The 5527-nt window shown below is 73.3% G+C and carries 6 protein-coding genes; 4 read left to right on the top strand and 2 right to left on the bottom strand.

Annotated elements, in window-relative coordinates:
• The first annotated feature begins 10 nt into the window (after positions 1 to 10).
• The 4 genes from rarD (at position 11) to HET64_RS36040 (ending at position 3871) form a co-directional block, all read left to right on the top strand.
• Complete coding sequence (rarD, locus tag HET64_RS36025; protein ID WP_215111455.1) at positions 11 to 1054, top strand: EamA family transporter RarD; 1044 nt, start codon at positions 11 to 13, stop codon at positions 1052 to 1054.
• 67 nt (positions 1055 to 1121) lie between these two features.
• Positions 1122 to 2828 (top strand): FAD-dependent monooxygenase, encoded by a 1707-nt coding sequence (locus tag HET64_RS36030; protein ID WP_215111450.1) that lies wholly within the window; start codon positions 1122 to 1124, stop codon positions 2826 to 2828.
• Positions 2829 to 2847: 19 nt separating this feature from the next.
• The gene (locus HET64_RS36035) at positions 2848 to 3342 is read left to right on the top strand and encodes a hypothetical protein (RefSeq protein ID WP_215111451.1); all 495 of its coding nucleotides are present in this window, start codon (positions 2848 to 2850) and stop codon (positions 3340 to 3342) included.
• A gap of 73 nt (positions 3343 to 3415) precedes the next feature.
• The gene (locus HET64_RS36040; protein ID WP_215111452.1) at positions 3416 to 3871 is read left to right on the top strand and encodes a VOC family protein; all 456 of its coding nucleotides are present in this window, start codon (positions 3416 to 3418) and stop codon (positions 3869 to 3871) included.
• 29 nt (positions 3872 to 3900) lie between these two features.
• Here the strand turns inward: HET64_RS36040 and HET64_RS36045 are convergent, their stop codons facing one another.
• A complete protein-coding gene (locus tag HET64_RS36045; protein ID WP_215111453.1) occupies positions 3901 to 5001 on the bottom strand; it encodes an NYN domain-containing protein in 1101 nt (366 codons plus the stop codon).
• Between the two features lie 250 nt (positions 5002 to 5251).
• A partial coding sequence (locus HET64_RS36050) for a hypothetical protein (RefSeq protein WP_215111454.1) occupies positions 5252 to 5527 on the bottom strand: 276 nt, incomplete at its 5' end.

The raw sequence follows: 5527 nt of genomic DNA on the forward strand, positions 1-5527 counted from the left end.
GGGAGGGCACGTGGAGGGGAAGAACGAACAGCGGGCAGGCCTGCTGTACGGAGTCGGCGCGTACGGGATGTGGGGCCTGGTCCCGCTGTTCTGGCCGCTGCTCAAGCCGTCCGGGGCGATCGAGATCCTCGCGCACCGGATGGTCTGGTCGCTCGGCGTCGTCATGGTCGCCCTGCTGGTCGTACGCCGCTGGGCCTGGATCGGCGAACTGGTCCGCGACCGGCGCAAACTGGGCCTGATATCGGTCGCGGCGGCGACCATCACCGTCAACTGGGGTCTCTACATCTGGGCCGTGAACAACGGCCAGGTCGTCGAGGCCTCGCTCGGCTACTTCATCAATCCGCTGGTCACCATCGCCATGGGCGTCCTGTTGCTGGGCGAACGGCTGCGGCCGGTGCAGTGGGCCGCGGTCGCCACCGGGCTCGTCGCCGTCCTCGTCCTGGCGATCGGCTACGGCAAGCCGCCCTGGGTCTCGCTGGTGCTGGCGTTCTCCTTCGCCACGTACGGCCTGGCGAAGAAGAAGGTCGACATGGGCGGCCTGGAGTCGCTGGCCGCCGAGACCGCCGTGCTCTTCATGCCCGCGCTCGGCTTCCTGCTCTGGCTGGCCGCCACGGGCGAGTCGACGTTCACGACCGGGGGTGCGGGGCACGGGTTCCTGCTCGCCGCGACGGGCATCGTCACGGCGGTGCCGCTGATCTGCTTCGGCGCGGCGGCGGTCCGGGTGCCGCTGTCCACGCTGGGGTTGCTCCAGTATCTGGCCCCGGTCTTCCAGTTCGGGCTGGGCGTCCTGTACTTCAACGAGTCGATGCCGCCCGAGCGGTGGGCCGGGTTCGCCCTGGTCTGGCTGGCGCTGTCGCTGCTGACCTGGGACGCCCTGCGGGCCGCACGGCGCAACCGGGCACTCGCCCTGAAGCTGCTGGCGACGGCGGCCGCCGCACCCGCACCCGCGGCCATGACCCCCGACCCCGCGGCCACGGCCCAGGACCCCGCAGCCATGGCTCCGGACCCCGCGCCGACGCCGCAGGGCAGCCCCGCCCAACAAAAGATTACCTAGTTGCTTTTCTTACTCAGTTACGTTTCTCTGGTCCTGAATGGACCGGGAGCGTGACCGAAGGAGAGGCATGGGCATGACCGACGTACTCATCGTGGGAGCGGGACCCACCGGGCTGGTGCTGGCCTGCGATCTGGCCCGGCGCGGCGCGGCCGTACGGATCGTGGACCGGTCCCCCGCCCCGCCGCGCACCTCGCGCGCCAAGGGCCCCAACCCCCGCTCGCTGGAGATCCTGGACGATCTGGGAGTGGCCGAGGAGGTGCTCGCCGCCGGTTCGGTCCCGCTGCCGATGCTCAAGTACCGCGACCGCCTCCCGGTCGCGGAGGCCGATCCGTGGGCGGACTCCGCGCAGTCGCCGGACGCCCCCTACGGCCGGGGCCGGCTGATCGCCCAGTGGCGGCTGGAGGGGATCCTCCGCGACCGGCTGGCCGGGTACGGCGTCCGCGTCGAGCCGGGCCGCGAGGTCGTGGGGCTGACACAGACACGTCACGAGGATGATGGCGGAGGCAGCGCGGGCGGCGGGGGCCGGGTCGACGTCACGTACGCCGACGGGCCGGCCGGCCGGGCCCGGTACGTCGTCGGCTGCGACGGCGCCCACAGCTCCGTGAGGAAGCTGCTCGGGATCGGGTTCGAGGGGAGCACCGACGAGGACCAGGTGATGGTCTGCGGCGATGTCGACCTGGCCGAAGGCGCCCTGGACCGCACCCGCTGGCACCAGTGGTTCGACGAGGACGGCGCGGTGATGCTCTGCCCGATCCCCGGTACGCGGACGGGCTGGTGGTTCCAGGCCGGGCCGGAGCGGGACGGGCGGGGACGGCCGCTCGCGCCCACCGCCGACGGGTTCCGGCGGCTGCTCGCCCACCACACCGCCCTGCCCGGCCGGGCCCTGACGCGGGCGGAGCTGCTGTCGACGTACCGGGTCAACGTGCGGACGGCGGACCGGTTCCGCGCGGGGCGGGTCCTCCTCGCGGGCGATGCGGCGCACGTGCACGCCATCGCGGGCGGCCTCGGGATGAACACCGGCATCCAGGACGCGTTCAATCTGGGCTGGAAGCTGGGGCTGGTGCTCGCCGGTCACGCGGACGCGAGGCTGCTGGACACCTATGAGGAGGAGCGCCTCCCGGTGGCCGCCCGGACCCTGGACCTCACATCGGAGCGGCTGCGGGCCACCCTGGAGGCGATCCGCCGCCCCGGCGGCGGCCTGGACGCGGCGATCACCTCCGACACCACCGGCCTGGACGTCGGCTACCGCTGGAGCTCCCTGGCCGCCGGGGGCCGGGCGCCGGCGGCCGGCGAGCCCGGCCCGCACGCCGGGGACCGCGCCCCGGACGCCCCCTGCGCCGACGCCGCGACCGGGGTACGGACCCGGCTGCACCGCGTCTTCGCGGGCCCCCGCACCACGGTCCTCGGCTTCGGACCCGGGAGTGCGGCGGTCCTGCGCGGGACGGCGGACGCGTACGGCGAAGCCGGGGTGCGGACCTGCCGGGTGTACGCGGCGCACGAGGACCGGGCGGCGCCGGGAGCGGTGGTCGAGAACCGGGCCGGGGCGGCGCCGGGAGCGGTGGTCGACGACGCGGGCCACGCGGCCGCCGCGTACGGAACGGAAGCCTCCGGTCGTACCGGCCCGGGCACCGTCGTGGTCGTCCGCCCCGACCACCACGTGGGCCTTGTCGCCCCGGCGGACGACGCCCGCTCCGTACGGGAGTATCTGCGCCGGCTCCACGGAACGGGCCGGTCCGCGGAACGGTCCCCCGGCATGGTGGACGCCGTGCGGTAAAGGCTGATTGAGTGCCCGGATGGGGACTGTCCTGGGGGCCATGAGGAACGTGCGGTGGCACGAGCTGCAGCACGCGTACGGCTCCGCGTCCCAGGTTCCCGGTGTGCTGTCGCGGATCGCCTGGGGGGACGCGCCGACCTCGGACGAGGCGCTGAGCGATCTGGAGCGCTGGATCGGCACCCCGCCCGTCTTCGACTCGACGGCGGCGACGGTGCCGTTCCTCTGGGAACTGGCGGCGACGGTCACGGTCAGGGACCGGGCGGGCGTCCTGGACCTGCTCGCCACGATCCTGGCGGCCGGGAACCCCGAGCACCCCGCGTGGACCCGCGCCGCGCACGAAGCGGTGACGGCGGGCCGCGCCACGGCCGCCCGGCTGGGCGCCGCGCCCGGCCCGCCCGAGGCCGGGGGCCCTTCCCCGGCGCGGACCGTACACACGGCCGCCACTGCCCTGCTGGCCGCGATCGACCGGCACACCTGCCCCGCCTGCGCCGGTCTCCCCCCGCGCGGGGCGTAGGGCGTCAGTCGCACGCGGCGCGCGTGCGGATCCATGCCCCTACCGGAGACCCCGCCCGGTATAAACGGTTTCCATGACACAGACACTGTCCTGGAAGCTCGTGATCGACAGCGCCGACCCGCACGCGCAGGCCGGATTCTGGGCGGCGGCCCTGGGTTATCTCGTCGAGGACAACAGCCCGCTGGTCGAGCAGTTGCTCGCCGCCGGAGCCGTACCGGAGGCCATCACGACCCACGCCCACGGCCGCCGCGCCTGGCTCGACCTCGCGGCGGCCCGGCATCCCGACGACCCGTACGACGAGGTCAGCGGTACGGGGCAGGGGCGGCGGCTGCTGTTCCAGCGGGTACCGGAGCCGAAGACGGTGAAGAACCGCCTCCACATCGATGTGCACTCCGCGCCGGGGCGGCGCGACGCGGAGGAGGCACGGCTGGTGGGGCTGGGCGCTCGGGTGCTGCGCACCTTCGACGAGCAGGGCGGGAGCTGGGTCCTCATGGCGGACCCCGAGGACAACGAGTTCTGCCTCAGCTGACGCGCCGGGGGCGGTGTACCGACTGCTCGTCAGCCCTGGGCGCACATGCGGCAGACGCCCCGGCGGCGCAGGTAGTACAGGTAGGTGGCGGCGCCCAGGGCAACACCCCAGACCGCCCACAGGATCGCGGGGCCGGTCTCCCCCCACGAGGTCAGCTCGAACCCACGCACCGCCATCAGGCCGCCCGGGATGAGCACGACCGCGACGAATCCGGCCGGTACGACGGCGGTCGCCGGGTGGATCGTCCGCCCCTTCTTCCACCACACCCAGCGCGGCCACACCTCGCCCCACCTGGCGATCAGCCCGTGCATCAGCAGGCTGCCCAGGGTCGACACCACGCCCAGCGCGAGCCCGATCTCCAGCATGTTGGGCGTGTCCTGCATCTCCTTGAGGAACTCGTCGGTGATGCCGAGCGGCCAGCCGAAGTACCAGGCGATGCGGGTGATGTCGTACGGGAGGGTCGAGAGCACGGCCAGCCAGACCGCCCGCCGCCCCCAGGTGCGCAGCCTGACGGTGTCGGTCCAGCGGCCGGGCGCGTGCGGGGCCCGGCCGCAGTACACGCACTGCCCGTTGGTGCGCCGCTGGTACGCGAGTGTCGCGGCGACCCACAGCAGCCCGCCGACGAAGACGATCATCAGGTTCCCGCGGTGCCAGTACATGATGTCGCCCAGGTCCTGCGGGCCCGGCACTCCGGTGAAGACGAACACGATCAGCGCCGGGGAGAACGCCAGCAGGCCGAGCAGCGAGTAGTCGGGGATCAGGAGGGTCAGGGCGGTACCGGCCACCCACCCGTAGGCGAGGAGGGCCTTGCGGATCCGGCCGGTCCCGAGCTTCTTCAGCATCAGGACGCCGGCGACCACCCCGAGGGCGCAGAACAGGGCCAGCACCGGGGCGACGGCCTCGGCCCGGCTCGGCTCCAGGATCGATCCGGAGGACCGGTCCTCGTGGATCCGCTCGAAGGGGTAACCGTCCCCGCCGAGCGCCCAGTACAGCGACGCCGCCCCGTAGAGCGCCGACCATACGACCGCCAGGTAGCCGGACCAGTCCGGCCAGCCGGACCACCAGCGTCGTTGGGGCACGGCACCCGGGGAGGTCTCCCCGGTACGCGTTTCGGTGGCTGTGTTCGGCATGACCGACTTCCTCTGATTCGCCGCTCGCATCCGCCGCACCTCTCGGAGCGGTACCCGATGCCTGTCGTCGTGGATCAAGGCTGCCGCGCGGGGCGTCCCGGCACATCTGCCGATCGGCAGAATTCGGCGCTCCGGCCGGCCGGGCGCGCACGGGGGAAAGCGGTCCCCGGCCCGCTGGGGGACGGGCCGGGAACCGCCGGAACCGGGTGGCCGCTCAGGACGGAAGGGAACCAGCGGCCACGGAAGGGGATCAGCAGGCGACGAGGCGCTGGAACTTCCAGTTGGTGCCCATGATCGGCTTGTCGCGCGAGAACTCCGCCTCCTGGCCGGGCTGGAGCTCGTAGCAGTCGGGCGCCGGAACCATTTCGAGGTTCCACGTCGGCTTGACCCGCTGCGTGGTCGTGCAGTTGTTGGTCATCCAGACGGTCACGAACCGGTAGAAGATGACCGCGGACGACGCCTCGACACAGCTCGGCACGGAGGCGGCCCCTGCCGCGGGGGCGGCGAGAGCGGGGGCGGTCGGCGC

The sequence above is a fragment of the Streptomyces sp. McG3 genome, from assembly GCF_018619185.1.
Taxonomy (GTDB): domain Bacteria; phylum Actinomycetota; class Actinomycetes; order Streptomycetales; family Streptomycetaceae; genus Streptomyces.